The organism is Streptomyces colwelliae (assembly GCF_048158785.1).
Lineage (GTDB): Bacteria > Actinomycetota > Actinomycetes > Streptomycetales > Streptomycetaceae > Streptomyces.
Genome location: NZ_JBLTJC010000813.1, coordinates 1 through 1,173, shown reverse-complemented (window position 1 = coordinate 1,173; position 1,173 = coordinate 1). Strand labels below are relative to the sequence as shown.

Below are 1,173 nucleotides of genomic sequence, written 5' to 3'. Positions count from 1 at the left end.
AGTGAACCCCTCCCCCTGGCCCTGAGCCTGCCCGGTCTCGACGGCCCGCTCCCCGGTACCGCGACCCGGCTGATGTACAAGTCCACCGACTCGAACGGGAAGCCCGTCGCCGTCACCGGTGCCTACATCGAACCGTCCGCCGACTGGACCGGCGACGGCCCGCGCCCCCTCGTCGCCGTCGCCCCCGGCACCCTGGGGCAGGGCGACCAGTGCTCCGCGTCCATGGGTCTTGAGCACCCCCTGTCCCTCAACAGCCAGACAGTGTCCGTGGGTTACGAGGATCTGGCGATCTACCGCCTCCTCGCCAAGGGCGTCGCCGTCGTCGTCACCGACTACGTCGGACTGGGCGCCACCGACCGGCTGCACACCTACGTCAACCGGATCGACGAGGCGCACGCGGTACTGGACGCCGTGCGCGCCGCACGTTCCCTCGCCGGAGCGTCGGTCAGCACCCGGTCTCCGGTCGGGCTCTACGGCTACAGCCAGGGCGGCGGAGCGACCGCGGCCGCCGCCGAACTCCAGTCCTCCTACGCCCCGGACGTCACCCTCGCCGGGACGTACGCCGGTGCCCCGCCCGCCGATCTGACCTCCGTCACCAAGGCCATCGACGGCAGCGAACTCGCGGGCGCGCTCGGCTGGTCGCTCAACGGGTTCCTCCAGTCCGACCCGGAGTTGAAGCCCCTCGCCGAGGCGCATCTCAACGACGCCGGAAAGGCCGCTCTGACCGACCTGTCGACGATGTGCGTCGGGGACGCGCTGTTCGGCTACGGCTATACGCGGAGCAGTAGTTGGACCACCGACGGGGAGTCCGTCAGCGACATCATCGCCTCGACTCCCGCGCTCCGGGCGTTCCTCGACGAGCAGCGCATCGGCAGGCTGAAACCGTCCGGGCCCGTCCGCCTCGCCACCGGCGTCAGCGACAACCTCGTCCCGCACGCCCAGGCCCGCCAACTCGCCCTCGACTGGTGTGCGTTGGGCGGCGACGTCACGTACAAGGCCGTCGTCCTGCCCGGTGTCGGCAGCGCGCTCCTCAACCACTTCGCGCCGCTGCTGACCGACCAGGGAGACGCCATCTCCTGGCTCACCGACCGCCTCGCGGGCAGGCCGGCTCCCTCCAACTGCTGGACCATGCCCGCACAGCCCTGACCCCTCCGCCTCTTCACCCCTGACTCC

The 1,173-nt window shown here is 71.1% G+C and carries 1 protein-coding gene; it reads left to right on the top strand.

Annotation, left to right across the window (positions count from 1 at the left end):
* Positions 1–1,146, top strand: a 1,146-nt coding sequence (locus ACNFOC_RS54555) for an alpha/beta fold hydrolase (protein ID WP_416966337.1), incomplete at its 5' end; no start/stop codon positions are given.
* Positions 1,147–1,173: the final 27 nt, after the last annotated feature.